Here is a 24,335-nt window from a genome sequence, read left to right as displayed (position 1 = left end):
GCGAAGAGTTCGATGCCGCCCGCGCCATGGCGCAGAAGGCGCGCGAGGAGAACGCGGCGCTGGAGGCGCGTATCGCGGCGCTGGAAGCGGCACTGGCCAGGAAGAAATGACCCGGCTGACCGCTCGTCGGTGACTTCGTCCCTCCTCGCCCGCGACGAGCCGACGATGTCGGATGGGAAGTCGCCCGGTCAGGCCCGGATCAGCCGGAAGGCGGCCGAGGCGCCCCAGCCGGCAATGGCGGCCAGCACCAGTGACAGGAGGCCATAGATCAGCGGCTGCTCCTGCGCCAGGTTGAAGAGGAACCGCTCCAGCCCCTCTTTGCGGACCCCGATAACCCGCTCCTGGCTGGCGATGACCCGCTTGTCGCGCAAGAGGAACAACCGGACCTTGTATTCACCCTCGGTCAAGTTCGACGGCAGGATGATGTCGGTGCGGAACAGCGTGTCCTCGGTCAGCTCGACCCTGCCTTCCAGCAGGCGATAACGCCCTTCGCTGGTCCGCACGCGCATGAGCGCCTTGACGAACTCTTCCGACCCGTCGGCTTCGGCCGCAATGCCGATGGCGCGGATCACCCGCTCGACCGAAATGCTGTAGCGCAGGTCGTCCGTGTCGGACAGGATGTGCTTCAGGGGCCCGGTGGTGGCCACCGCGTAGAAGGTGGGTGCGCTGTCGACCCTGACCGAGGCGGTGTTGACCCAGATCCCGGCAACGCGCCCCTTGCGACGCACGTCGACCGGGGTCGAGGGTCCCTCGACCGTGACGATGACCTCAAGAGCGCCCGCGTCAGGCGGTGGGGAGTCGCGTTTGACCGCGCCGTAGATCAGGATCTCGGATCCGTCGAAATCGGCGGTGATCGACACGCGGTTCTGGCTCATACCCGCGACGATGACCTCCTGCGCCGCGGCGGGAAGCGTCAGGGCCAGAAAGAGAGCCAGCGCTCGGATCACGGTATCACCCCGGCGACCGAATAGAGCTCGGACGGTGTGACCAGCAGGTCGACGGCGATACGAATCGAAACAGCCAGCACCAGCAGGGACAAGAGAATCCGCAACTGTTCGGCCTTCAGCCGGACGCCGACCCGTGTGCCGATCTGAGCCCCCACGACGCCGCCCAGGATCAGCAGAAGCGCAAGCAGCATGTCTACGGTCTGGCTGGTGACGGCATGCATGACGGTGGTGAAGGCGGTGACGAAGATGATCTGGAACAGCGAGGTGCCGATCACGACCTTGGTGGGCATACCCAGAAGATAGATCATCGCCGGCACCAGGATGAAGCCGCCGCCCACGCCCATGATCGCCGACAGGATCCCGACCGCAGCTCCGACCAAAGCCGGGGGTATCACGCTGATGTAAAGTCCCGAGGCGCGGAACTTCATCTTGAAGGGCAGGCCGTGGACCCAGGAATGGACATGGGCACGGCGAATCTGCGCTCCGCCGCTCTGGCGCGCGCGCAAGAGGCTCCGCAGGCTTTCCTGGAACATCAGCGCGCCAATGAGGCCCAGGAAGAGGACATAGGACAACTGGACGAACAGGTCGATCTGCCCGAGCCGGGTCATCCAGGCGAAGATCCAGACCCCGATGGCCGAGCCGATCACGCCTCCGACCAAAAGGACTGTGCCCATCGTGAAATCGACGCCCTTGCGCCTGAGTTGCGCAAGCACTCCCGAGATCGAGGAGGCCACGACCTGGTTCGCCCCGGTCGCCACGGCCACGGCGGGGGGGACCCCGATGAAGAAGAGAAGCGGCGTGATCAGGAAGCCGCCGCCCACGCCGAACATGCCCGACAGGAAGCCCACGATACCGCCAAGCCCCAGGATGAGGAAGGCATTGACCGAAACCTCGGCGATGGGGAGGTAGAGCTGCATAGGGGCGGCCCGTTCGGGGCGAAAGCGGCGGGGTGTTCAAAGGGTTGCGCGGCTTTGCCGGCGAAGTCAAACGCCCAGTCGTCTCAATCCCGTGAACGCAGGAATTCCCTCAGGATGCGTTCCAGTTTTGCCGCACCCAGGGGGGCCATCGCCTTGGTGTGTTCGTGGCTGATCTTCTCGTCCGACATGCCTGCGGCCATGTTGGTGATCGTGGAAATCGCCGCCACCTTCAGGCCGAGGAAGCGGGCCAGGATCACCTCGGGCACGGTGGACATGCCGACGGCGTCCCCGCCCAGAAGCTTCAGCATGCGGATCTCGGCCGGCGTCTCGAAGGAGGGACCGGAATACCAGCAGTAGACGCCTTCGGGCAGGTCGATCCCCTGGGCCGCGGCAGCCGCGCGCAATGCGGTGCGCAGCGCGGGATCATGGGCATCGGTCATCGGCACGAAGCGGGCATCGGTCCTTTCCCCGATCAGCGGGTTCAGGCCGGAAAAGTTGATGTGGTCCGACAGGAGCATCACGCTGCCGGGCGGCACGTCGGGGCGCAGCGAGCCGGCGGCATTCGTCAGGATCAGGCTCTCGGCTCCGAGCGCCTTCAGGACCTGAAGCGGCAGAAGCATCGCCCGGGGATTGCCGCTTTCGTAGTAATGTTCGCGCGCGCCGAAGACGGCGACCCGGACGCCTTCCAGCTGGCCGACATGGAGGTTCGGATTGTGCCCCGAGACCCCGACATGCGGAAAGCCCGGCAGATCGGCATAGGGAATCGCCACGCCCTCGACCGCCTGCGCCAGATGGCCGAGCCCCGATCCGAGGATCAGGCCAAGCGCGACCGGAGCCCCTCCGGCGCGGGAGCGGATCAGGCGGGCAAGGGTCTCGGCGTCGGACATGCGGCGTTCCTTCCGGCTGGCGGCGGAGCGGGGGTTTCACACCCCCGCACCCCCGTGGAGTATTTCGCAAGGGGCAAGGGGATCAGCGTTCCTTGACATAGGGCTCGCCGCCGGCACGCGGCGGGATCGCCTTGCCGACGAAGCCCGCCAGGACGAAGACCGTCAGGACATAGGGCAGGGCATCCAGGAAGGGCACGGGAACCTTCACCTGCACCACCGACTGCACCACGTCTGGCCGCAGGGCCAGCGCCTGGAAGAAGCCGAAGAGAAGGCAGGCGTACATCGCCTGCACCGGGCGCCACTTGGCGAAGATGAGCGCGGCGAGCGCGATGTAGCCGCGGCCTGCCGTCATCTCCTTGCCGAAGCCCGCCTGCAGGGCGGTCGCCATGTAGGCCCCGGCAAGGCCGCAGAGGACGCCGGTGACCATGACGGCCGAGAAGCGCAGCGCGGGGACGCTGACGCCCGCAGTATCGACCGCCGCCGGGTTCTCGCCCACCGCGCGAAGGCGCAGGCCATAGCGGGTGCGGTAAAGCACGAACCAGGTCAGGGCGACGATGGCGAAGGCGGCATAGACCAGGATCGAATGGCCCGAGATGACCTCGTGGTAGAAGGGGCCTATCACGGGGACGCCCTTCAGCGTCTCGGACAGGGGCAGGTCGATCGGGTTGAAGCGCGCCGCGCCCTCGAGCGGCGGCGTGCGGCCGCCCTGGCCGAACAGGTATTGCGCGACCAGGACGGTCATCCCCGAGGCCAGGAAGTTCAGCGCCACCCCCGCGATCAGCTGGTTGCCGCGGAAGGTGATCGAGGTGATGCCGTGGATCAACGCAAAGACCAGCGACCCGGCGATCCCCGCAAGCGCGCCGACCCAGGCCGACCCGGTGTAGAAGGCCACCGCGCCGGCGCACATCGCGGCGACCAGCATCTTGCCTTCCAGCCCGATATCGAAGACGCCCGAACGTTCCGAGTAGAGCCCCGCGAGGCAGGCCAGCAGCAGGGGCGTCGCCAGGCGCAGCGTGGAATCGAGGATCTGCAGAAGCGTGTTGTAATCCATCACGCGGCCTCCAGTCGGGACGGGCGGAACAGGGCGAAGATGCGCACCAGGAGCATCCGCACCATCATGTCCAGGGCGCCGGTGAACAGGATAACCAGGCCCTGGACCACGGTGCGCAGTTCGATCGGGATCCTGGTCCAGAGGCCGAGCTCGGCCCCACCCTGGAACAGGAAGCCGAACAAGAGCGCCGCCAGAACGACGCCGACCGGGTGGTTCCGCCCCATCAGCGCCACGGCGATGCCGATGAACCCCGCACCCGAGGCCGAGTTGCCCAGAAGCCGCTGTGCCTCGCCCATCACGTTGTTGATCGCCATGAGGCCGGCGAGGCCCCCCGAGATCAGCATGGTGATCATGATGATCCGCGTCGGGTTGATCCCGGCATAGCGGGCGGCGGGTTCCGATTTGCCGAAGGCGCGGATCTGGTAGCCGAGCCGCGTGCGCCACAGGAGCAGCCAGACCACGACCGCCATCGCGATGGCGATGAAGAAGGTCACGTTGGCCGGCACCTTGCTGGCGAAGATCAGGTTCACGCCCGGAATCTCGTTGAAACTGGGCAAGTGGGTTTCGGGCGGGAAGTTGGCCGTGGCCGGATCCATCTTGCCGGGCGGGCGCAGCACGTCGACCAACATGAAGATCATCAGGCTCGCGGCGATGTAGTTGAACATGATCGTCGTGATGACGATGTGGCTGCCGCGTTTCGCCTGGAGGAAGGCCGGGATCGCCGCCCAGGCCGCGCCGAACAGCGCCGCGCCGCAGGCCGCGCCGATCAGCGCCAGCGTCCAATGTGGCCAGGGCAGGAACAGAAGCACCAGCGCCACGCCCAGACCGCCGAGCTGCGCCTGCCCCTCGCCGCCGATGTTGAACAGGCCCGCGTGGAAGGCCACCGTCACCGCAAGCCCGGTGAAGATGAAGCTGGTGGCGTAATACAGCGTGTAGCCCCAGCCGTAGGCGTTCATCACCGACCCCTGCACCATGACCGTGATCGCCTCCCAGGGGTCTTGCCCGATGGCGATGATGACCAGCGCCGAGATCAGCGCGGCCAGCGTCAGCGAGACGAAGGGGACAAGGGCGACATCGGCCCAGCGTGGCAAGCGGTCCATCAGGCGGCCCTCCGTTTTCCTGCGGGGAAAGCCCCCCCATCCCAGCCCTTCCCCACTGCGGGGGGAGGGAGGCGCCCGGTCGATCCGTCGGGCACCACGAACGCCGATACAGGCAAAGCGCCTCCCCTCCCCCTCCGTGGGGAGGGGATGGGGGTGGGGGGCCGGTCAAACCTCATGCCGCTTCTCCCTTGCCCGCCACCCCGGCCATCAACAGGCCCAGCTCGCGCTCGTCGGTCGTTTCTGGATCGCGGAATCCCATGATCCTGCCGTCGAACATCACGGCGATGCGGTCCGAAAGGCTCATGATCTCGTCCAGTTCGACGCTGACCAGCAGGATCGCCGCGCCGGCGTCGCGCAGCGCGATGATCTGCTTGTGGATGAACTCGATCGCGCCGATGTCCACGCCGCGCGTGGGCTGGCCGATCAGCAGCAGCGCGGGGTTCTGTTCCATCTCGCGCGCCACCACGATCTTCTGCTGGTTGCCGCCCGAGAAGGACTTGGCAGCCAGGGTCGGGATCGGCGGACGCACGTCGAACTTCGCCATCTTCCGTTCGGTATCGGCGCGGATCGCGTCATTGTCCATGAACAGGGCGTTCTTCTGGTATCTGGGATCGTTGAAATAGCCGAAGGCCACGTTCTCCCAGGCGGTGAAGTCCAGGATCAGCCCATGGTGATGCCGGTCCTCCGGCACATGGGCTATCCCGGATCTGCGGCGGCTTTGCCCATCGGACCCGGGGCCGGACAGGGGCAGGGGGGCCCCCTTAAGCGTGGCCGTGCCGGTCGCGGCCTGCATCCCGCCCAGGGCTGCCAGAAGCTCGGACTGGCCATTGCCGGCCACGCCCGCGATCCCCAGGATCTCGCCCGCCCGGATCTCGAAGCTGATGCCTTTCAGGCGTTCCACCTTGTGTTCGTCGCGCACCCGCAGGTCCTCGACCTTCAGCACCACCTCACCCGGCCTGGCCGTGCCCTTGTCGACCTCCAGCAGCACCTTGCGCCCCACCATCAGCTCGGCCAGCTGCTCGGGCGATGTCTCGGCAGTCTTGACCGTGGCCACCATCGTCCCGCGCCGCATGACGCTGACGTTGTCCGTGGCCTCCATGATCTCGCGCAGCTTGTGGGTGATCAGGATCACCGTCTTGCCCTGCTCCTTGAGCCCCTTCAGGATGCGGAACAGGTGGTCGGCCTCGTCCGGCGTCAGGACGCCCGTGGGTTCGTCCAGGATCAGGATGTCGGCCTGGCGGTAGAGCGCCTTCAGGATCTCCACCCGCTGCTGGTGCCCCACCGACAGGTCCTCGATCAGGGCATCGGGATCGACCTCCAGGTCATAGTCGCGGGCGAGGCGTTCCAGTTCCTTCCGCGCCTTGGTCAGCGAGGTATTCAGCATCTGGCCTTCCTCGGCGCCGAGGATGATGTTCTCCAGCACCGTGAAGTTCTGCACCAGCTTGAAGTGCTGGAAGACCATGCCGATGCCGGCGCGGATGGCGCTCTGGCTGTCAGGGATCGGTGTAAGCTGGCCGTTGACGAAGATCTGGCCCGCATCGGCCTTGTAGAAACCGTAGAGGATCGACATCAGCGTGGACTTGCCCGCGCCGTTCTCGCCGATGATGCCGTGGATCGTGCCCTTCGGCACGGCGATGTTGATGTCCTTGTTCGCCTGGACCGGACCGAAGGCCTTGGAGATGCCCTTCAGCTCGATGGCATAGGCTGCTTCGGCCCCGCTCTGGTTGGCCATGTCTTCCCCCTGTTTCCGCCGGGTGCCCGCCGCTTGTCTGCGCGACTTTCGCGGCATCCCTTTGCAAATGTGCCGCGCCAAGGGCTTGGCGCGGCACCTGTCAGATCGACCCGGGCCGGATCAGAACGTCGCAGCCGGGCAGGTGTTGTCCGACATGTAGTCGTGTACGACGATCTCGCCCGACTTGATCTTCGCCGCGGCCTCATCGACCTTTGCCTGCATCTCGGGCGTCACCAGCGAGGCGTTGTTCTCGTCCATCGCATAGCCCACGCCATCGTTGGCCAGACCCATGACGTTGATGCCGGGGGTCAGGTTCTCGCCTTCCTTGAAGGCCTCGTAGACGGCGTTGTCCACGCGCTTCAGCATCGAGGTCAGTACCTTGCCGGGGTGCAGGTAGTTCTGGTTGCTGTCCACGCCGATCGAGAGGATCCCCTCGTCGGCCGCCGCCTGCAGGACACCCACGCCGGTGCCGCCCGCCGCCGCGTAGATCACGTCGGCACCCTGAGCCTTCTGGCCCTTGGCCAGTTCCGCGCCCTTCACCGGGTCGTTCCAGGCGGCCGGAGTGGTGCCCGTCATGTTGATGACGACCTTTGCGTCCGGGTTCACCGCCTTGACGCCCTGGGCATAGCCGCAACCGAACTTGCGGATCAGGGGGATGTCCATGCCGCCGATGAAGCCGACCGTGCCCGTCTTCGAGGCCAGCGCGGCCATCATGCCGACCAGGTAGGAGCCTTCGTGTTCGTTGAACACCACCGATTTCACGTTCGGCTGCTCAACCACCATGTCCACGATGGCGAACTTGGTGTTCGGAAAGTCTGGCGCGACCTTGTTCAGCACGTCGCCGAAGGCAAAGCCGGTCATCACCACCGGGTTCGCCCCGGATTCGGCCAGCCGGCGCAGCGCCTGCTCGCGCTGGGCCTCGTCCTGCATCTCCAGTTCCTTGTAGGTGCCACCGGTTTCCTTCGCCCAACGCTCCGCCCCGTTGAACGCGGCCTCGTTGAAGGACTTGTCGAACTTGCCGCCCAGGTCGAAGATGATCGCCGGTTCGGCCGTGGCGACGCCCGCCATCAGGGCGACTGCGCAGCTGGCCCCGGCAAGGGATTTCATAAGGCTCATGGGTGTTCTCCCGGTTGATACAACACTCGCCCGCCCAGTCCGCCGGAAGCACCGGTCGCGGTCGGGGTCCGGCATGATTAGCGACAAAGCCCCGATGGGGGTCAAGCCAGATTCGCGTGAGACCTGCAAAAACCTGACCCTTTGGTCAGGAACGGTTAGTGACCCGGCACGGGGCCAAGATCGCGGGCCATGACCAGCGCGTCGATCCGCTGCCCCCCGTCGGTCCGGTAATAGCCCTTCCGCGTGCCCGCCGGATGGAACCCGGACGATTCGTAAAGCGCGATCGCCGCTGCGTTGTCCGCGGCCACCTCCAGCAGGGCCCGCCCGGCCCCGCGCAGCCGCGCCTGATACAGGAACCGCGCCACCAGCCTGCGCCCCAGACCAAGGCGCCGCGCCTCTGGCGCGACGGCAAGCGTCAGAAGCTCGGCCTCGTCCGCGACCGCGCGACCAAGGAGAAAGCCCGCGTCGCCCTCGACCAGCAGGAAGCAGAGCGGATCGGCCAGCAATCCGGCGAAATCGGCCGCCGTCCAGGGCGGTGGGGTACGGAAGGTGCGGGCGTGCAGCGCGGCCAGCGTCTCCGGCGTCACGGCAGGATCACCGGCGGCGGGTCCGAGGGCGGCGCCGCGTCGGCCCCGCGCAGGTAGAAGGGTGCGGGACGGGGCTGCGGCGTTCCGGCCCGGACGGCACCGATCCGCGCAATGGCCTCGACCAGAGGCATCGCCGGGGGCAGCGCCTTCGCACCGGCCGCCGAGCCGGTGGCCGCGCAGGCGGGGACCACGCGGTCAGCCAGATGCGCGGGGCCCGGACCTTCGGGCAGGAAAAGCTGGACATAGACCTGACCGCGCCGCGCGTCCTCGACGACGACCAGCGGGCGCGGCAGGCCATGCGCCAGCGCCTCCAGCCGGGTCACGCCCACCGCCGGGATGCCAAGGCCAAGCGACATCCCCCGGGCGGCGGCCACCGCGATGCGGACCCCGGTGAAATTGCCCGGCCCGGTGCCGACGGCAAGGGCCTTGAGGTCGGACCAGCCGATGCCGCCTTCGGCAAGCACCTCGTCCAGCAGCGGGATCAGCCGCTCGGCCTGGCCGGTTGCCATCTGCTCTTCGCGCAGGATGAGCCCGTCTGAGAGCAGCAGCGCCGCCGCGCAATGCGGACCCGAGGTATCGAAGGCCAGGAGGGGAAACTTCTCGTGCGGCTGCGCCTTCTCGCCGCCGCCCGCCCCGCGAAGAGCGACCGAAGGGGAGCGAGGAGCCGTCACGAGGGGATCAGGCCGCGACGGGCCGGACTTCCAGCACTTCCGGGATATAGTGCCGCAGCAGGTTCTCGATGCCCATCTTCAGCGTGAGCGTCGAGGAGGGGCAGCCCGCGCAGGCGCCCTGCATGTGCAGGTAGACCACGCCCCGGTCGAAGCCGTGGAAGGTGATGTCGCCGCCATCCTGCGCCACCGCCGGGCGGACGCGGGTGTCCAGCAATTCCTTGATCTGCCGCACCACGTCGCCATCCTCGCCCGTGTGCTCGGCATGGCCGCCGCCGGTGGCGCCCTCGCCCTCGATCGCCGGCTGGCCCGACTGGTAATGCTCCATGATCGCGCCCAGGATCTGCGGCTTGATATGGGCCCAGTCCACATCGTCGGCCTTGGTCACGGTCACGAAATCGGTGCCGAAGAATACGCCCGTCACACCGCCCGCCGCGAAGATCCGCCGCGCGAGCGGCGACTTTGCGGCCGCCTCGACGCTTGGGAAATCGGCCGTGCCGATCTCCAGAACTGTCTGCCCGGGCAGGAACTTCAACGTCGCGGGGTTCGGCGTGGATTCGGTCTGGATGAACATTGTTCCGGTCTCCGACTGTTCCTGTCGGATATGCGCCTTGCCGTCCTGAAGGTCAAGTCTGGAACCGTTCTAAGGTTCAGGCCCGGTCGGACCCCCAGTAGGCATACATCTGCTCGACAGCGGTCAGGGATCGCAACCGCACGACCCTCTCTGCGGAGCGGTCGGTCTGGTAATACTGGGCTGCCGCGGCGGGGAAGGGCGGGGCGCTGCGGCTTGGGAACAGAACGACGGACATTGCATGAGCCTTTCGATCAGAGGCTCCTCCCTTGGCGCACAATCTAGTCCCGAAGCCCGGCCGAACCAATGTGCGCTTCCGCATGGCGGCCATGCGCCTGCGTCAGGCAAGGGGGTCTGCCTAGAAGACCAGCACGATGCCCGCGTAAAGCACGATCGCCCCGATCGTGCAGGCCACTGCCAGCGAGCCCAGGTCCTTCGCGTCCTTCGCCCACTCGGACCAGCCGGGCGAAAGGTGATCGACCAGCACCTCGATCGCCGTGTTCAGCGCCTCGACCGCGACCAGCGCCAGCCCCAGCGCCAGCAGTCCCGCGATCTCGGCCGGCGAAGCCCCGGCGACCAGGAAGATGACCATTAGCCCGGTGATGAACAGCACCTCCTGCCTGAAGGCGCTTTCCCGGGCCAGCCGCCGCAAGCCTCCCAGCGAATAGCCGGCAGCGGCAAGCAAATGCGCGATCCCCGCCTTGCGCGGGGGCTTGTCCGGCTGCGTCATTCCCGGCCCGTGCCCCGCCGGCCGGCACCGGCCATGTCCAGCACCGCCTCCCGGGCCGCAGTCGTCAGATCCAGCATTCCAGGCGTCCTCGAGAAGATGTCGTCATGGGTGACCGGCCCTACGGCAGCAGAGATCACACAGGACGGGTCGCAGGACAGACTGGCACCAAACCGCCCGGACATCCAGATCGGCATCGGTGCCGCGACATTCCTTGCCGGCAGGGCCCGGCCGCGCCTCCAGGGGTTACCCCCGGAAACCGCAAGGGAAAGGCACGGCGCCGGCGGCCTGCTCGCGTCAGGTGATGCTTTCAAGCCGTTCCTTCGACATGTCGCCCGGAACGATCGTGATCGGCACCGGCAGGTTGCCGGAATTGCGCGACATGGCGGTGACAAGCGGCCCCGGCCCAGCCTTGTCGGTGCCCGCGCCCAGGACCAGGATGCCGATCTCCGGGTCTTCCTTGACCAGGGCGAGGATCTCGTTCACCGGGTCGCCCTCGCGGATGACAAGCTCCGGGTTCACCCCCTGCTTGTCGCGCATCCATTTGGCGAATACCTCGAAATGCGCCTCGATCCGCTCGCGCGCCTCTGCCCGCATCAGGTCGGCCACGCCCACCCAGGTCTGGAACTCGTCGGGGGGCACGACCGACAGGATCGTCACCCCGCCACCGGTATGGGCCGCCCGCAGCGCGGCGAACCGAATGGCATTCAGACACTCGCGACTGTCGTCCAGCACGACGAGGAATTTCCGCATGATGCTCCCCTTTGGCGGTCGATCATGGCAGGCGGGCCGGGGGGAAGGCAAGCCTGAACCGGGGGCGCGCCCGGCTCAGGCCCGCGCGGGCAGGGCCAGGACCTTGGGATACAGCCGCCCCATCGCCAGCGTCCGCGCCCCGTTCATCACCATCAGCGCGGCCCAGAGCCCGTGATTCCCCGCCCATGGCACCAACACCGCCAGCGCCAGCACATAGACGGCGACCGAAACCAGCATCGCCCGCAGCATGTCCCCGGTCAGCAGCGCGCCGATGAAGATCCCGTCGTAGATCCAGGCCGCGACCCCGATCAGCGGCGCTGCGACCAGCCAGGGCAGATAGGACCGCGCCGCCGCGCGGACCTCGGGCGAGGTGGTCATCAGGTCGATGATGACCGGCCCGGCCAGCGCAAAGACCAGGGCCAGCGCCACCGCGCCGCCAAAGCCCCATTGCATCGTGATCCGCCCCGCCGCCCGGGTGTCGGCCACCGACCGCGCGCCCACCGCCTGCCCGACCAGCGCCTCGGCGGCGAAGGCGAACCCGTCCAGCGCGAAGGCGGTGATCTCCAGGAACTGCATCAGCACCTGGTTCGCGGCCAGGGTCACGTCGCCGAACCGCGCGCCGAGAAAGACGAAGGTGGTGAAGGCCAGCTGCAACAGGATCGTGCGGCCCATGATGTCCCGGCTGGCCGAGAACATGCGCCGGATCGCGATCCGGTCGCCCAGCCGCGCCAGCGCCGCGCGGAAGGCGGGCCCGAAGGCGTCGCGCGCCAGCCACAGCGCCAGCGCAAGGCCCGTCCACTCGGCGATCAGCGTGGCCAGCGCCACGCCCGGCACGCCCCAGCCCAGGCCCAGGACGAACCACAGGTCCAGCCCGATGTTCAGCCCGTTCTGCCACAGCTGCAACACAAGGACCGCCCGCGTCCGCTCCAGCCCGACCAGCCAGCCGGTCAGCGCGTAAAGCGCGATGGTCGCCGGCGCCCCCCAGATGCGGATCGCCAGATAGTCGCGCGCCAGCCCTTCGACCGTCTCCGAGGCCGGCGCCAGCCAGAACGCCCCCGCGAACAGCGCCACCTGCGCCAGGACCAGCGCCAGCCCTGCCCCCACGCCCACGATCAGCGCGCGCAACAGGACCGCCGACCGCTCGCCCATGTCGCCCGCGCCCTGCGCCTGCGCGGCCAGACCCGAGGTGGACATGCGCAGGAAGCCGAAGGCCCAGTAGAGCGTCGCCAGGATCACCGCGCCGATGCCCACGGCGCCCAGGCTCGCCGGATCGCCCAGCTGGCCGATCGCCGCCGTATCGACCGCGCCCAGGAGGGGGACGGTGGCATTGGACAGGACGATCGGCCCGGCGATCCGCAGCACGCGGCCGTGGGTGATGTCGCTCATTTCGGCGCGGCTGGCGGCATCAGGAAATGGCCCGTCGCCTGCGCGAAAAGCCGCGCGCGATTGTCCTGCCAGGCCTCGACATGCACCGACGCATAGCGCCGACCCGACCTGTTCACCCGGGCCCGCGCATAGGCATCGCGCGGCAGGCCCGCCCGCAGGTAATCCACCGTGAAGTCGATGGTCTTGGGCAGCCGCAGCGGTCCCTCGGGCAGGGCCCCGTCCGCCTCGACCCCGTCCCACAGCGTGCTCCACGACAGCTCGATCATTGCCGCGATCTCCAGGAAGGCCGCCGTCGCGCCTCCGTGCAGCGCGGGCAGGCGCGGGTTGCCGATCAGGCTGTCCTTGAAGGGCAGGACGGCGGTCAGCTCGTCGCCGCGCCGGTCGAACTGCACGCCCAGGAACCGGATGTAGGGCACCCCCTCGACCAGGGTGCGCAGCAGGGCCTCGCGGCGCTGCTTGACGACGTGGACCGGCTCGGGCGGCGGCCTCATCCCTTGCGCTCCACCGTGAAGGCGCCGGTCGCCATGGCCACCGGGCGGCTTTCGTCGTCGTCGGTCGCCACCGCGCGGACGAAGGCGACGGACCGGGTGACATGGTGGCATTCGGCCCTGGTGCGGATGGTCTGGCCCGGCGTGGCGGGACGCATGTAGTCGATGCGCAGGTCCAGCGTGGCGGTCGAGATGCCTGCCTGCGGATGGCTCATCACCGCCGCGCCGCAGGCCGTGTCCATCAGGGCCGAAACGGCTCCGCCATGGATCACGCCGGTCTCCGGATCGCCCACCAACGCCGGATCGTAGGGCATCGCGATCGTCGCCTGCCCCTCGCCGATCGCCTCGAGCTGCATCCCCAGCGCATGACTGTGCGGCAGGGCGGTGATGAAGTTGCGGGCGGTGGCGCTGGTGTCGGTCATGGGTCCCTCGGCACGCATCAAACCGCCGCGACCGGGCGAAGGCAACCCCCGGAAAGCGCGGCGAAACCGTTGCGCAGGCCGGGGCGGGGCCTTACGCTTTGCAGCCGGGAGGACTGCGCATGACCGAGACCCGCCTCAGCTTCAAGGAGATGTGCGCCCGGTTCGACGTGACGCCGCGCACGCTGCGCTACTATGAATACATCGAGCTTCTTGCCCCCGACCGCGAGGGGCGCGCCCGCTTCTACGGCCCGCGCGAGATCGCCCGGATGAAGCTGATCCTGCGCGGCCGCCGCTTCGGCTTTTCGCTGGAAGAAATCCGCCAGTGGCTCCTTATCTACGGCAAGAAGGGCGAGAGGCCGCAGCTGGAGGCCTGGCTTCAGCTGGCAGACCGGCAGCTCGCCGCGCTGGAACGCCAGCGTCAGGACCTCGAAGCTGCAATCGCCGACCTGCAAGCACTGCGCGAAACCGCCGTGCAGGAGATGGGACGGCTCTGAGGCCGGGCCTTTGGGCAGGCTCCGGCGCAGATCGTTAAAATCAGAGACAAATCCCTGCCGCTGCCGGATCAGCCTTAGGGTTTCGGAAATCTCTGTCTGGCGTTCTGGCTGCATCCAACCTGCGGAAGTGAGCCACAAACGTGTTTATGGAACGCCCCCGGCGCAAGCACCGGATACTTGTGCTTGTCGGAACCCGCCCCGAAGCGATCAAGCTGGCACCGGTTGTACTGGCTCTGCGCGGCGATCCGCGCGTGCAGGTGACGGTCTGCCTGTCCGGTCAGCATCCGGTCATGGCACGCGAGGCGCTGGCCGGTTTCGGGATCGCCCCCGACATCGAACTTTCGCTTGACCCCATGGCGGGCTCGGCCGGCGCGCGCTTTACCGAACTGCATCGCAGGATATGCGCGCTCCTGGACCGCCAGCCGCAGCACCGGATCGTGGTGCAGGGCGATACGTCCACCGCGCTTGCCGGGGCGATTGCGGGATTCCATGCCGGGGTACCCGTGGCCCATGTCGAGGCCGGCCTGCGTACCGGCAATCTCGCCGGCCCCTGGCCCGAGGAAGGCTACCGCCGTATGATCGCACCAATTGCCGACCTGCATTTTGCCCCGACTGAAAGGGCGCGGCAAAACCTGCTTGCCGAAGGGGTCGATCCCGGCCGCGTGCACCTTACCGGCAATACCGTCGTCGATGCCCTGCTCGCCACGCGCGCACGCATCGCCGATAACCCCGCGACCGCCCGGCGGCTCGAGGGCTGGCGCCAGCAAATTACTGGCGGCCGTCCGATCGTCCTTGTCACCCTGCACCGGCGGGAAAGCCACGGCCCGATCCTGGCTGGGGTTGCAGCCGCGATCCGTGACCTCGCTGCGGATTTCGGCGATCATGCCTTTGTCCTTCCCGTCCATCCCAATCCGGCGGTTTCGGGCTGTGTTCGCAGCGTCCTGGCCGACCTGCCGAATGTCAGCCTGCTCGACCCCCTGGGCTACGAGGATTTCGTCTATGTGATTAGTGCGGCCTCGATGATCATCACCGATTCCGGTGGCGTCCAGGAAGAGGCGCCGACCTTCGGTGTGCCCATGCTGGTGGTCCGCAACGAATCGGAACGGGGCGAGGCGATCAGCGCGGGTTTTGCCCAGCTGACCGGCACCGATCCGGACCGAATCCGGGCTGCCGGACGCCACATCCTCGGGCATGATGCCAAGGCCGGGCTGCGCGGCAAGGCGAACCCCTTCGGCGATGGCACGGCGGCAGTCCGGATCGCACGATTGCTTACTGCGCGCTTCGACGCGGGGACCGGGCTCGAAGCTGCGGCCGAACCGGTCGTCGTCGGTTCTGACGCATCCTCGCTGGCAATTCCGCGCTTCGTCCAGTAGCGCCGGGACGACATCGCGACCGGCCGGCGGGCACGCCGATCGGGGACGATGGCTGGCTCAGTGCGCGAGGAACACCGGAATTTCCGAGTGTTCCAGCATGTCGCGCGTCGCTCCGCCAAGAATTGCCTCGCGGAACCGCGAATGGCCATAGGCGCCCATGACCAGCAGGTCTGCGTCCGTGTCCCGGATGTGGCGGGCGAGGACCTCCGACACCCTGGGCAGTGTCTTGGCCAGAATCGAAACCTCTGCGCGCACACCATGCCGCACCAGGTACTGGCACAGCAACCCGCCGGGATCGGAGCGTTCCGGGCCATGGGTCGGCGGATCGACAACGACGATCTGCACCGAGTCGGCGCGTTTCAGGAAGGGCATCGCCCGCCGCGCCGCGACCAGGGCCTCGCGGCTCTGGTTCCAGGCCAGGATGATCCGCTTCGGCTCGGGGGTGCGCATTCCGGCGGGCGGTATGATCAGAACCGGCGCCATGCCCTCGAACAAGGCAGCCTCTGTCAGCGCTTCGTCCTCCACCCCGCGATCCTTGCCATAGGGCAGGGGCAGGACCACCAGGTCCGAATACCGCGCGCGGGAGGCAACGACATCGGTCAGCGCGCCTAGCTGTGTCACCAGCGATTCCACAGCCGACCGCAATGCTGGCGTCTGTGCCCCGATTGCGGCATTGAGCGCAGCCTCGGTTTCGCGGGCCTCGTTCTCGGCGCGGTCCATGGCGGCGGCAATCACCACTGCGCCCGAGCCGACGTAACTGTAGCCGACCTGGGTCCGGTCGACGCCCAGGGCCAGCGCGTCCAGATGGGCATCCATCGTCAGCGCGATGCGTGCGGCGGCTGTCACCGTGCCGAGGACTTCATTGGGCGAAGCCGCGACGGTCAGAAGGGATTTGTATGCCATGGTCGTCTCCCGTTGAGGGGCCGGAGTTTGCGAATGACTCAATCTCCCCGGATATGGCATCCTGCGCCTTGACCAAGGTCAATCGGGGCCCTGCCACAGCTTGACGCAGATCAAGGCGCCTTTTGTCGCTGCACCGCAGTAGTCACTCTGTCGTAGACTGCGGCTGCGGCTCCGAATCGTCAACGGGGCGCCGACCGCAACAGACAGACGAAGGGACGCAAACAATGTGGGATTATCTGAAACTGGCCGGACTTGGCCTCGTCGCGGTGCTCTCCGCGATCGCGGCCAACTACGCCCGGGACCTGGCATACCAGGTCAACGCGCTGACAGTGATGCTGGCCGCAGGCATCGCCTTCCTGTGGGTGCTGCGGACCGCCGGGGATCCGAAACCGGACCTGAGCCATGAATACATGGACGGGGTGGTGCGAGCCGGTGCAATCGCCACCACTTTCTGGGGTGTGGTCGGCTTTCTGGTCGGCGTGGTCATCGCCTTCCAGCTGGCCTTCCCGCAACTGAACTTCGACTGGCTTCAGGGCTACGGCAACTTCGGCAGACTGCGTCCCCTGCACACCAGCGCCGTGATCTTCGCCTTTGGCGGCAACGCGCTGATCATGTCGTCCTTCTACATCGTCCAGCGCACCTGCGCGACCCGGCTCTGGGGCGGCAATCTCGGCTGGTTCGTATTCTGGGGCTGGCAGCTCATCATCGTTCTGGCGGCTGCGGGATATGTCTTGGGCGGCACCCAGTCCAAGGAATACGCCGAGCCGGTCTGGTATGTGGACTGGCTGATCACCGTGGTCTGGGTGGCGTTCCTGGCGACCTTCATGGGCACGCTGTTCAAACGGAAAGAACCGCACATCTACGTCGCCAACTGGTTCCTTCTGTCCTTCATTGTCACCATCGCCATGCTGCATGTGGTGAACAACATGGCGATCCCGGTCTCGATCTTCGGCTCGACCTCGGTCCAGGTCACCTCCGGGGTGCAGGACGCCATGATCCAGTGGTGGTATGGCCACAACGCCGTGGGCTTCTTCCTGACCGCGGGCTTCCTGGGCATGATGTACTACTTCGTGCCGAAACAGGCCGAACGCCCGGTTTTCAGCTACAAGCTCTCGATCATCCACTTCTGGGCGCTGATCTTCCTCTACATCTGGGCCGGTCCGCACCACCTGCACTATACCGCGCTGCCCGACTGGGCCTCGACGCTGGGCATGGTGTTCTCGGTCATCCTGTGGATGCCCTCCTGGGGCGGCATGATCAACGGCCTGATGACTCTTTCGGGCGCCTGGGACAAGCTGCGCACCGACCCGATCATCCGCATGATGGTCGTCTCGATCGGCTTCTACGGCATGTCCACCTTCGAAGGCCCGATGATGTCGATCAAGGCGGTGAACAGCCTGTCGCACTACACTGACTGGACCATCGGTCACGTCCATTCCGGTGCTCTCGGCTGGAACGGCATGATCACCTTCGGTGCCCTCTACTACCTGGTGCCGCGCCTGTGGAACCGCGAGCGGCTCTACAGCCTCTCGCTGGTCAGCTGGCACTTCTGGCTCGCCACCATCGGCATCGTGCTCTACGCCTCGTCGATGTGGGTCACCGGCATCATGGAAGGCCTGATGTGGCGCGAGGTCGATGCCAACGGCTTCCTCGTCAACGCCTTCGCCGACACCGTGGCTGCGAAGTTCCCGATGTATGTGGTGCGTGCGCTGGGCGGGGTGCTTTACCTGACGGGCGGGCTCATCATGGCCTACAACCTCTGGATGACGGTCAAGGCCCAGCCAGCCAAGTCGCCGGTCAACGCCAACAACGCCGTTCCGGCCGAATAAGGGAGGAGGCACATCATGGCTATCCTTGACAAGCACAAGGCAATCGAAACCCACGCGACGCTCCTCTTGATCCTGTCCTTCCTGGTGGTGACCATCGGGGGCATCGTGCAGATCGTGCCGTTGTTCTACCTTGAAAACACCATCGAGAAGGTGGAAGGGGTGCGCCCCTACACGCCGCTCGAACTGGCCGGGCGCGACGTCTACATCCGCGAAGGCTGCTACGTCTGCCACAGCCAGATGATCCGCCCGATGCGGGACGAGGTGGAACGCTACGGCCATTACAGCCTGGCGGCCGAGTCGATGTACGACCACCCGTTCCAGTGGGGGTCGAAACGTACCGGGCCGGACCTGGCACGGGTTGGCGGGCGCTATTCCGACGAATGGCACCAGGACCACTTCCACAACGCCAAGTCCGTGGTGCCGGAATCGGTGATGCCGCCCTACGGCTTCCTGTTCAACCGCAGGATTGACGGGCGTTACATCCGCGATTCGCTGGAAACCCATGCGATGGTGGGCGTGCCCTACACCGAGGAGATGATCGCCAACGCCCAGGCCGACTTTGTGGCCCAGGCCGATCCGCTGGGCGACAGTTCGGGGCTCGAGGCGCGGTATGGCGCCGAGGCCTTCGGCAATGCGGTCAACGTCCGCAACTTCGACGGCCAGCCCGAACTGACCGAGGCGGACGCCCTGATCGCCTATATCCAGGTGCTGGGTACGATGGTCGACTTCTCGACCTACACCCCCGTGGCCAACCGCTAGGGGCACGCGCGATGGAAACCTATTCCTTCCTCCGCCACCTCGCCGACAGCTGGTTCCTGCTGGCCATGACGGTGACTTTCCTCGGTGTGTGCCTCTGGGCCTTCCGCCCCGGGTCGCGCGCCGCGCATCGGGACGTCGCCAACTCGATCTTCCGCAACGACGACCGCCCTGCGGAAGACCATCCTGCCCAATCGCGTAAGGAGGCGTAAGGCCATGTGCGCCAAGCCATTGAAGAAAGAGCCCCGGCAGGTGGAAACGACCGGCCACGCCTGGGACGGTATCGAGGAATACAACAACCCGCTGCCGCGCTGGTGGGTCTGGGTATTCTACGCCACGATCGTCTGGGGCATCGGCTATACCATCGCCTATCCGGCCTGGCCGCTTGTCACGCAGGCGACGCCGGGGCTTCTCGGTGCTTCGACCCGCGCCGATGTCGCGGCCGAGATCGCCGCGGTCGATGCGGCCAACGCCGACATCAAGGCGCGCCTCGTGGCGGCCGACCTGAACGCCATCGGCGCCGACCCCGAACTTGCGGCCTTTGCCGAACGTGCGGGTGCAGCGGTGTTCCGCACCAACTGCGCCCAGTGCCATGGCTCTGGTGCGGCCGGTGTGGTGGGCAAGGGCTATCCCAACCTGCTGGATGACGACTGGCTCTGGGGGGGCACGATGGAGGACATCCACCTGACCATCACCCACGGCATCCGCAACACCACCGACCCGGACGCCCGCTATTCGGAAATGCCGAAGTTCGGCGTGGACGGCATCCTGGACGCGACCCAGATCTCGCAGGTCGTCGAACATGTTCTCGCCATCTCCGGTCAGGAACATGACGCGGCGCTCGCGGCCGATGGCGCGACGGTCTTTGCCGAGAACTGTGCGGCCTGCCACATGGAGGATGGCTCGGGCGACCGGGCGCAGGGTGCTCCGCGGCTTAACGACCAGATCTGGCTTTACGGCGGCACGCGCGAGGCGATCACCCAGACGGTGACCTATTCCCGCTTCGGCGTGATGCCGAACTGGAACACCCGCCTCAGCGAGGACGAGATCCGCGCCGCGGCCTTCTATGTCCACGGTCGCGGTGGCGGGGAATGACCTTCCCGGTTCCCTTCCGACCCTCGGGGGGCCTTCGGGCCCCCCTTTCCTTTGGGCACCTCCTTCGGGATCGGTGCGGCGCGAGGGATGCCCGGTCCGAGGCAAGGCCACATCGGCCTGCCGCCCCGGATCACGCCTGGTTGTGCCGCCTTGCCGCATTCAATTCGCCCCGGCCCCGGCGCTATTGATGCAGGTCAAGGCCCGTTTGCGCGGAATGACCGATTGCAGGCGGCATGATAGACTGGCCCCGGCCAGCGAAGGAGCGCCCGTGACAACCCCCGAAACAGAACCCAGCCTTTACGCCGCGCGCGAGCCGGTCTTTCCCCGCCGCGTCAAGGGCACTTTCCGCACGCTGAAGTGGTGGATCATGGGGATCACCCTCGGAATCTACTACATCACCCCCTGGCTACGCTGGGACCGCGGGCCCTCGCTGCCGGACCAGGCGGTGCTGGTGGACATGGCGAACCGCCGCTTCTTCTTCTTCATGATCGAGATCTGGCCGCACGAGTTCTACTTTGTCGCGGGCCTTCTCATCATGGCGGGCCTCGGGCTCTTCCTCTTCACCTCGGCAGCCGGGCGGGTCTGGTGCGGCTATGCCTGCCCGCAGACGGTCTGGACCGACCTCTTCATCCTCGTGGAACGCTGGATCGAGGGCGACCGCAATGCGCGCATCCGGCTTCACCGGCAGAAGTGGGACGCCGAAAAGATCCGCAAGCGGGCGATCAAGTGGACGGTCTGGTTCCTGATCGGCCTGGCCACCGGCGGCGCCTGGGTCTTCTATTTCACCGACGCGCCCACGCTGTTGCGCGATCTGGTAACGGGCCAGGCGCATCCCGTCGCCTACATCACCATGCTGATCCTGACGATGACCACCTTCTTCTTCGGCGGCTTCGCGCGGGAACAGATCTGCATCTACGCCTGCCCCTGGCCGCGCATCCAGGCCGCGATGATGGACGAGGACACGCTGACCATCGGCTACCGCGAATGGCGGGGAGAGCCGCGCGGCAAGCTCGGCACCGAGGGCGCGGGCGACTGCATCGACTGCATGGCCTGCGTCAACGTCTGCCCCATGGGCATCGACATCCGCAATGGCCAGCAGCTCGCCTGTATCACCTGCGGCCTCTGCATCGACGCCTGCAACGACACGATGGACAAGATCGGCAAGCCCCGCGACCTGATCGGCTACCTCGCGCTGACCGACGAGGCGCGCGAACGCGCCGGCCAGCCGCCGAAATCGGTCTGGGCGCATGTCTTCCGCATCCGCACCATGCTCTACACCGTGCTCTGGGCCGGCATCGGCATTGGGCTGATCGTCGCGCTCTTCATGCGCTCGCCCATCGACATGAACGTGACCCCGGTCCGCAACCCGACCTATGTCACCCTGTCGGACGGCTCGATCCGCAACGCCTACGACATCCGCCTGCGGAACAAGGGCGGGTCGGACGCCCAGTTCGCCATCGCCGTCACGTCCGACGCCTTCGTCACCCTCTCGCTGGAAGGGCGCGAGGGTCTGACCGTCACCGTGCCCGCGAACGAAACCCTGTCGCAGCGCGTTTACCTGACGGCCGCCCCCGGCACCCGTGCCGCCGTCGAGGACCGCACGGATGTCCGCCTCTGGGTGGAAGAGCTTGGCACCACGAACCGCGTGTCGCATGATACGATCTTCAACGGAAAGGTCCAATGATGGCCGAGATCACCGGAAAGCACGTCCTCGCCGTCACCGTCGGCGCCTTCGCCGTGATCATCGGCGTCAACGTCGTTCTGGCCTACAAGGCGGTCTCGACCTTCCCGGGGCTCGAAGTCCAGAACTCCTATGTCGCCTCCCAGGGCTTCGACAAGCGAAAGGCCGCGCAAGAGGCGCTGGGCTGGACGATGACTCCCTCCTACGAGGCCGGCCGCATGACGCTCGCCTTCCATGGCCCCGACGGCCTGCCGGTCCGGGTGAACGACCTCCGGGTCCTCGTCGGCCGCACCACCGAGGCCAGCGAGGACCGCTTCCCCGACTTCACGCTCGATGGCGACCTCTATGCCGCCGAGCTGCTGCTCGGGGTCGGCAAGTGGATGGTCAAGGTGACCGCCCTTTCCGATGACGGAACGCTTTTCGAACAGCGGTCCGAACTGTTCGTGAAGGGCTAGGCCATGGCTTTGGCCGAAGACTTCGCCGCGACCCGCGCCCAGGTCTCCGCCTGCCCGGCCTGCGCCGTCGTCCCCGCCGCAGAACGCATCGCGGCCCTGCGCGCCGACCGCGCCGGCCGCATCGTCCTCTCCCTGCCCAATGCCGCCGGCGCGCAGTCGATCTCCAGCATCGAGGCCGCGCTCCAGGCCCTGCCCGGTGTCCATTCCGCCCGCGTCAACCTGACCCTGAAGCGCGTCTCGGTCGAGGCAGAGGGCAGCGTCACCGCCGCCCAGCTGATCTGCCTCCTCGACACGCTCGGCCAGGAAGCGCATGAGCTTGACCCCGGCCTCCTCTCGGCCACCGAGACCGACCGCCAGGGCCGTGACCTGCTGATGCGGCTCGGCGTCGCCTTCTTCTCGATGATGAACGTGATGCTCCTCTCGGTCGCCGTCTGGTCGGGGGCCGAGGCCGCGACGCGCGACCTCTTCCACTGGATTTCCGCCGCCATCGCGTTGCCGACCGTGGTCTTCGCCGGGCAACCCTTCTTCCGCTCGGCCTGGGCCTCGCTGCGCCAGGGCAAGCTCGGGATGGACGTGCCGATCAGCCTCGCGCTCATCCTCGCCTCCTCGATCTCGGTGTTCGAGACCTGGATGTCCGGCCATCACGCCTATTTCGACGCCGCCGTGATGCTCGCCTTCTTCCTCCTCCTTGGCCGCTACCTCGACCACCGCACCCGCGCCATCGCACGGTCCGCGGCCGAGGAACTGGCGGCGCTGGAGGTGCCCCGCGCGATCCTGCTTATCGACGGTGCCGAGGTGGAAACCCCCATCGCCGCCGTCGCGCCGGGCGATACCGTGCTGGTCCGCCCCGGCGCGCGAATGCCGGTGGACGGGGTGGTCCTGTCGGGCGCCTCGGAACTCGACCGCAGCCTGCTGACCGGGGAAAGCCTTCCGGTTCCGGCGGGGCAGGGCACTGTCGTCAGCGCGGGCGAGGTGAACCTCACCGGCCCCCTGACCGTGAAGGTCACGGCTGCGGGGAATGAGTCCAGCCTGCACCGGATGGCCGATCTCGTCGCCGTCGCCGAAGGGGTCAAGACGCGCTACACCAGCCTCGCCGACCGCGCCTCGAAGCTCTATTCGCCGCTGGTGCATATCCTGTCCTTTGCCGCCTTCGGCTACTGGATGTGGGCGACCGGCGGCGACCTGCGCCACGCGATCAACATTTCCGCCGCCGTCCTCATCATCACCTGCCCCTGCGCGCTGGGCCTTGCCGTGCCCGCCGTCATCACCTCGGCCTCCGGGCGCCTTTTCCGCAAGGGCCTGCTCATCAAGCACGGCACCGCGCTGGAACGCCTGGCCGAGGTCGATACCGTCGTCTTCGACAAGACCGGTACGCTGACCCTCGGCACACCCGAACCTGTTGCCCTGGCCGACCACCCGGCGGAGGCCGTGGCCATCGCTGCGGCGCTTGCCGCCGGTTCGGCGCATCCCCTGGCCCGGGCGATCGCGGAAGGCGCCAGGGCTGCCGGGATCGCCCCGGTCGAAGTGACCGACATCCGCGAGGTTCCGGGCCGCGGGATCGAGGGTGACTACCGTGGTGCCCGCGTTCGCCTGGGCCGGGCTGACTGGTGCGGGGCCGAGCCGCTGCCCGTGACCGCAACCTATCTCTCCGTCACCGATCTGGGCGCCTCCCCTCCCCCCGGTGGGGAGGGGATGGGGGCGGGGGGCGCCCGGCTCGAAACCCACGCCTTCGCCTTTACCGACCGCCTGCGCCCCGGCGCCGAACAGGCGGTGGCCGCGCTGCGCGCTGCCGGACTGGAGGTCGAGCTTCTCTCCGGCGATGCCGAAGCCCCGGTCCGCGATCTTGCCGACCGTCTGGGTATCTCCGACTGGCAGGCCGGCGTGCTGCCCGCCGAAAAGGCCGCCCGCGTGGCGCAGCTTGCGTCAGAGGGCCGCAAGGTCCTGATGGTCGGCGACGGGCTGAACGACACGGCTGCGCTGGCCGCCGCGCATGTCTCGATCTCGCCCGCCTCGGCACTCGACGCGGCGCGGGTCGCCTCGGACATCGTGCTCCTCGGCCAGGACATCGCCCCCATTGCCGACGCCCAGCGGATCAGCCGGCAGGCGTCGCGGCGGATGATCGAGAATTTCCTGATCTCGGGCGGCTACAACATCGTCGCCGTGCCGATCGCGCTGGTGGGTCTGGCCACGCCGCTTGCGGCGGCGCTGGCCATGTCGCTGTCCTCGATCACCGTTTCCCTGAACGCGATGAGGCTGAAGTAATGGAAGTCCTGACGATCCTGATCCCGGCCTCGCTGTTCCTGGGCGGGATCGGGCTTGCGGCCTTCTTCTGGGCCATGCGCAACCGGCAGTTCGACGACCCCGAGGGCGATGCGAACCGCATCCTGATGAAGGATT

Annotated in this window: 27 protein-coding genes and 1 pseudogene; 11 read left to right on the top strand and 17 right to left on the bottom strand. The window is 67.3% G+C overall.

Features of this window, described 5'->3' with window-relative positions; all coding sequences use genetic code 11:
- Positions 1-110 (top strand): annotated as a pseudogene (locus ACK4IU_RS16295) (pyrroline-5-carboxylate reductase); the annotation flags it as partial.
- A gap of 78 nt (positions 111-188) precedes the next feature.
- On the opposite strand, the gene ACK4IU_RS16290 reads toward ACK4IU_RS16295, so the two are convergent.
- The 16 genes from ACK4IU_RS16290 to ACK4IU_RS16215 form a co-directional block, all read right to left on the bottom strand.
- A complete protein-coding gene (locus ACK4IU_RS16290) occupies positions 189-947 on the bottom strand; it encodes a TIGR02186 family protein (protein WP_409737127.1) in 759 nt (252 codons plus the stop codon).
- Entirely contained in the window at positions 944-1,864 is a 921-nt protein-coding gene (locus ACK4IU_RS16285) for a sulfite exporter TauE/SafE family protein (protein ID WP_409737124.1), read from the bottom strand. Before ACK4IU_RS16285 ends, ACK4IU_RS16290 begins: the two co-directional genes overlap by 4 nt.
- Before the next feature lie 83 nt (positions 1,865-1,947).
- Complete coding sequence (locus ACK4IU_RS16280; protein WP_409737121.1) at positions 1,948-2,751, bottom strand: purine-nucleoside phosphorylase; 804 nt, start codon at positions 2,749-2,751, stop codon at positions 1,948-1,950.
- Positions 2,752-2,833: 82 nt separating this feature from the next.
- Entirely contained in the window at positions 2,834-3,802 is a 969-nt protein-coding gene (locus tag ACK4IU_RS16275; RefSeq protein WP_409737118.1) for an ABC transporter permease, read from the bottom strand.
- Positions 3,802-4,902: an ABC transporter permease gene (locus ACK4IU_RS16270; protein ID WP_409737115.1), complete on the bottom strand. Its 1,101-nt coding sequence runs from the start codon at positions 4,900-4,902 to the stop codon at positions 3,802-3,804. The genes ACK4IU_RS16275 and ACK4IU_RS16270 overlap by 1 nt, the downstream gene beginning before the upstream one ends.
- 172 nt (positions 4,903-5,074) lie before the next feature.
- On the bottom strand, positions 5,075-6,634 hold the full coding sequence (locus tag ACK4IU_RS16265; protein WP_409737113.1) for an ABC transporter ATP-binding protein: 1,560 nt from the start codon (positions 6,632-6,634) through the stop codon (positions 5,075-5,077).
- Between the two features lie 120 nt (positions 6,635-6,754).
- A complete protein-coding gene (locus ACK4IU_RS16260) occupies positions 6,755-7,750 on the bottom strand; it encodes a BMP family protein (RefSeq protein ID WP_149589205.1) in 996 nt (331 codons plus the stop codon).
- Positions 7,751-7,905: 155 nt separating this feature from the next.
- Entirely contained in the window at positions 7,906-8,337 is a 432-nt protein-coding gene (locus ACK4IU_RS16255) for a GNAT family N-acetyltransferase (protein WP_409737110.1), read from the bottom strand.
- Positions 8,334-8,924: a tRNA (adenosine(37)-N6)-threonylcarbamoyltransferase complex dimerization subunit type 1 TsaB gene (gene tsaB, locus ACK4IU_RS16250; protein WP_409737136.1), complete on the bottom strand. Its 591-nt coding sequence runs from the start codon at positions 8,922-8,924 to the stop codon at positions 8,334-8,336. The genes ACK4IU_RS16255 and tsaB overlap by 4 nt, the downstream gene beginning before the upstream one ends.
- Positions 8,925-9,015: 91 nt before the next feature.
- Positions 9,016-9,579: a NifU family protein gene (locus tag ACK4IU_RS16245; RefSeq protein ID WP_149589203.1), complete on the bottom strand. Its 564-nt coding sequence runs from the start codon at positions 9,577-9,579 to the stop codon at positions 9,016-9,018.
- Between the two features lie 76 nt (positions 9,580-9,655).
- On the bottom strand, positions 9,656-9,814 hold the full coding sequence (locus ACK4IU_RS16240; RefSeq protein WP_409737107.1) for a hypothetical protein: 159 nt from the start codon (positions 9,812-9,814) through the stop codon (positions 9,656-9,658).
- A gap of 120 nt (positions 9,815-9,934) precedes the next feature.
- Positions 9,935-10,306, bottom strand: coding sequence for a diacylglycerol kinase (locus ACK4IU_RS16235; RefSeq protein WP_409737104.1), 372 nt, complete (start codon positions 10,304-10,306; stop codon positions 9,935-9,937).
- Positions 10,307-10,600: 294 nt separating this feature from the next.
- Entirely contained in the window at positions 10,601-11,056 is a 456-nt protein-coding gene (locus ACK4IU_RS16230) for a universal stress protein (protein WP_409737101.1), read from the bottom strand.
- Positions 11,057-11,131: 75 nt separating this feature from the next.
- Positions 11,132-12,442, bottom strand: a complete 1,311-nt coding sequence (locus ACK4IU_RS16225) for an MATE family efflux transporter (RefSeq protein WP_409737098.1) — start codon at positions 12,440-12,442, stop codon at positions 11,132-11,134.
- The gene (locus ACK4IU_RS16220) at positions 12,439-12,933 is read right to left on the bottom strand and encodes a PaaI family thioesterase (protein ID WP_409737095.1); all 495 of its coding nucleotides are present in this window, start codon (positions 12,931-12,933) and stop codon (positions 12,439-12,441) included. Before ACK4IU_RS16220 ends, ACK4IU_RS16225 begins: the two co-directional genes overlap by 4 nt.
- A complete protein-coding gene (locus tag ACK4IU_RS16215; protein WP_409737092.1) occupies positions 12,930-13,352 on the bottom strand; it encodes a PaaI family thioesterase in 423 nt (140 codons plus the stop codon). Before ACK4IU_RS16215 ends, ACK4IU_RS16220 begins: the two co-directional genes overlap by 4 nt.
- Positions 13,353-13,471: 119 nt before the next feature.
- Here ACK4IU_RS16215 and ACK4IU_RS16210 point away from each other — a divergent pair, with 119 nt between their 5' ends.
- Together ACK4IU_RS16210 and wecB are read left to right on the top strand one after the other, a co-directional pair.
- Positions 13,472-13,846: a MerR family transcriptional regulator gene (locus ACK4IU_RS16210; RefSeq protein WP_409737089.1), complete on the top strand. Its 375-nt coding sequence runs from the start codon at positions 13,472-13,474 to the stop codon at positions 13,844-13,846.
- Between the two features lie 146 nt (positions 13,847-13,992).
- Positions 13,993-15,219, top strand: coding sequence for a non-hydrolyzing UDP-N-acetylglucosamine 2-epimerase (gene wecB / locus ACK4IU_RS16205; RefSeq protein ID WP_409737133.1), 1,227 nt, complete (start codon positions 13,993-13,995; stop codon positions 15,217-15,219).
- 57 nt (positions 15,220-15,276) lie between these two features.
- Here wecB and ACK4IU_RS16200 read toward each other — a convergent pair whose 3' ends face one another.
- Positions 15,277-16,122 (bottom strand): universal stress protein, encoded by an 846-nt coding sequence (locus ACK4IU_RS16200; RefSeq protein ID WP_409737086.1) that lies wholly within the window; start codon positions 16,120-16,122, stop codon positions 15,277-15,279.
- Between the two features lie 224 nt (positions 16,123-16,346).
- Between ACK4IU_RS16200 and ccoN the strand changes: the two genes are divergently transcribed.
- The 8 genes from ccoN to ccoS form a co-directional block, all read left to right on the top strand.
- Positions 16,347-17,951 carry a cytochrome-c oxidase, cbb3-type subunit I gene (gene ccoN, locus ACK4IU_RS16195; RefSeq protein ID WP_409737083.1) on the top strand — a complete coding sequence of 535 codons (1,605 nt, stop codon included), beginning with the start codon at positions 16,347-16,349 and terminating at the stop codon, positions 17,949-17,951.
- Between the two features lie 15 nt (positions 17,952-17,966).
- Positions 17,967-18,710, top strand: coding sequence for a cytochrome-c oxidase, cbb3-type subunit II (gene ccoO, locus ACK4IU_RS16190; protein WP_409737080.1), 744 nt, complete (start codon positions 17,967-17,969; stop codon positions 18,708-18,710).
- A gap of 11 nt (positions 18,711-18,721) precedes the next feature.
- Positions 18,722-18,919: a cbb3-type cytochrome c oxidase subunit 3 gene (locus tag ACK4IU_RS16185; RefSeq protein ID WP_409737076.1), complete on the top strand. Its 198-nt coding sequence runs from the start codon at positions 18,722-18,724 to the stop codon at positions 18,917-18,919.
- Positions 18,920-18,923: 4 nt separating this feature from the next.
- Positions 18,924-19,802 (top strand): cytochrome-c oxidase, cbb3-type subunit III, encoded by an 879-nt coding sequence (gene ccoP / locus ACK4IU_RS16180; protein ID WP_409737073.1) that lies wholly within the window; start codon positions 18,924-18,926, stop codon positions 19,800-19,802.
- A gap of 268 nt (positions 19,803-20,070) precedes the next feature.
- Positions 20,071-21,486, top strand: a complete 1,416-nt coding sequence (gene ccoG / locus ACK4IU_RS16175) for a cytochrome c oxidase accessory protein CcoG (RefSeq protein ID WP_409737070.1) — start codon at positions 20,071-20,073, stop codon at positions 21,484-21,486.
- Complete coding sequence (locus ACK4IU_RS16170; protein WP_409737067.1) at positions 21,486-21,938, top strand: FixH family protein; 453 nt, start codon at positions 21,486-21,488, stop codon at positions 21,936-21,938. The genes ccoG and ACK4IU_RS16170 overlap by 1 nt, the downstream gene beginning before the upstream one ends.
- A gap of 3 nt (positions 21,939-21,941) precedes the next feature.
- Positions 21,942-24,200, top strand: coding sequence for a heavy metal translocating P-type ATPase (locus ACK4IU_RS16165; protein ID WP_409737064.1), 2,259 nt, complete (start codon positions 21,942-21,944; stop codon positions 24,198-24,200).
- On the top strand, positions 24,200-24,335 hold a 136-nt coding region (gene ccoS / locus ACK4IU_RS16160), incomplete at its 3' end, for a cbb3-type cytochrome oxidase assembly protein CcoS (protein ID WP_409737130.1). The genes ACK4IU_RS16165 and ccoS, both read left to right, overlap by 1 nt.

The organism is Tabrizicola flagellatus, assembly GCF_046295235.1.
GTDB lineage: Bacteria > Pseudomonadota > Alphaproteobacteria > Rhodobacterales > Rhodobacteraceae > Tabrizicola > Tabrizicola flagellata_A.
This window is presented reverse-complemented; position numbering and strand designations above follow the sequence as displayed.